Origin of the sequence: Actinacidiphila oryziradicis (genome assembly GCF_005047355.1) — a bacterium.
In the GTDB taxonomy this organism is placed as follows: domain Bacteria; phylum Actinomycetota; class Actinomycetes; order Streptomycetales; family Streptomycetaceae; genus Actinacidiphila; species Actinacidiphila oryziradicis.
The window spans coordinates 1-1,507 of the sequence record NZ_SUMC01000328.1 but is presented as its reverse complement, the minus strand read 5'-3'; the positions used below and the strand labels follow the sequence as shown (position 1 = coordinate 1,507).

The following is a 1,507-nucleotide window of genomic DNA, read 5'->3' as shown; positions in this document are numbered from 1 at the left end:
CAATGCCGCTGACTTTGGGTTGATCTTGTTTGTAGTGTGTGCCTCGGGAGGGTTGCTGAGTGCCACGAGCTGGACAGGTCAAGCCGCCGGTTGAGGAGCGGTTGTCGGATCGCATCGCGTTGGGTGTGTTGACGCGGGTGTTCCCCGCGGAGTTGGTCGATGAGGTCATTGCCGAGACGGGGCGGGTTGAGCGGCGGAGTCGGTTGCTGCCGGCGCGGGTGGTGGTCTACTTCGTGCTGGCGATGTGCTTGTTCTCCGGGCAGGCGTATGAGGAGGTCGCGCGGCTGCTGACGGAGGGGCTGGAGTGGGCCGGCCGGTGGCGGGGGCGGTGGGAGGTGCCTTCCACCGGGGCGATCTCCCGGGCGCGGGCCCGGCTGGGCCCGGAGCCGCTGCGGGTGCTATTCGCGCGGGTGTGCCGGCCGGTGGCGACGCCGGAGACCGTCGGCGCCTGGTATCGGGGGTGGCGGATGGTGGCGGTGGACGGCACCACGCTGGATGTGGCCGATACCCCGGACAACGACGCCTTCTTTGGACGGCCGGGATCCGGGCGCGGGGAGAAGAGGGGCGCCTTCCCGCAGGTGCGGCTGGTGGTGATGGCCGAGTGCGGCACGCACGCGATATTCGCCGCGGCCACCGGGCCGTGCACGGTGGCCGAGACGGTGCTTGCCGACACCCTGCTGCCGCAGCTCCAGCCGGGGATGCTGCTGCTTGCAGACCGTGGCTTCCCCGGCTACGACCGGTGGCAGGCCGCCCGCGCGACGGGCGCGGATCTGCTGTGGCGGGTGGCATCCAACATGGTGCTGGTGGTGCGCGAGCAGTTCGCGGATGGCTCGTACCTGTCGGAGATCTACGCAGCCCGGGACAAACGCCGCGCGCATGGTCAGTTGGTGCGGGTGGTGGAGTACACCGTCGCCGGTCACGAGCAGGACGGCCCGATCCGGTTGATCACCACGATCCTCGACCCCGAACAGGCACCGTCGGGCGAACTGGCGGCCCTGTATCACGAGCGCTGGGAGGTGGAAGGGGTGCTGGACGAGCTCAAGGTCCACCAACGCGGTCCCGACGTGATCCTGCGCTCGCGATATCCCGACGGCGTGGAGCAGGAGGTCTACGGCTTTCTCCTCGTCCACCACGCCGTGCGCCAGGTCATGCACCAGGCCGCAGCCCAGGCCGGGACCGATCCCGACCGGCTGTCGTTCACCCGCTCCCTCCGCGTCGTGCGCCGCCAGGTCCCCACCCAGGCGGCTTTTTCCCCCTGACCGCCTCGCCGCCGCCTGGGACCGCACCCTCGCCGAGATCGTCCGGCGCCTCTTACCGGTCCGCAGACTTCGCGCGTTCCCCCGCGTCGTCAAGCGCAAGATGTCCAACTGGGGCCTCAAACGCGCCCACCACCGCACCTGGCCCCAGCCCGCCGCCCCGCCGGCCGAGGCGGTCACCATCACCCCCGCGTCCAAGAGCGCCCCGGCCAAGCGAAAACCCAAGGTCACCGCTTAAAACAGCGGCATTG

At 70.1% G+C, this 1,507-nt stretch carries 2 protein-coding genes; both read left to right on the top strand.

Features of this window, described 5'->3' with window-relative positions; genetic code table 11:
- Positions 1-59 precede the first annotated feature (59 nt).
- Positions 60-1,259: an IS4 family transposase gene (locus FCI23_RS55660; protein ID WP_136731763.1), complete on the top strand. Its 1,200-nt coding sequence runs from the start codon at positions 60-62 to the stop codon at positions 1,257-1,259.
- Positions 1,260-1,359: 100 nt separating this feature from the next.
- Positions 1,360-1,494: a hypothetical protein gene (locus FCI23_RS62935; RefSeq protein ID WP_265737874.1), complete on the top strand. Its 135-nt coding sequence runs from the start codon at positions 1,360-1,362 to the stop codon at positions 1,492-1,494.
- Positions 1,495-1,507 lie beyond the last annotated feature (13 nt).

What these genes read in the sequence shown, in the direction of transcription:
- FCI23_RS62935 (WP_265737874.1), top strand. Translation starts at nt 1,360, where the DNA reads ATGTCCAACTGGGGCCTCAAACGCGCCCACCACCGCACCTGGCCCCAG.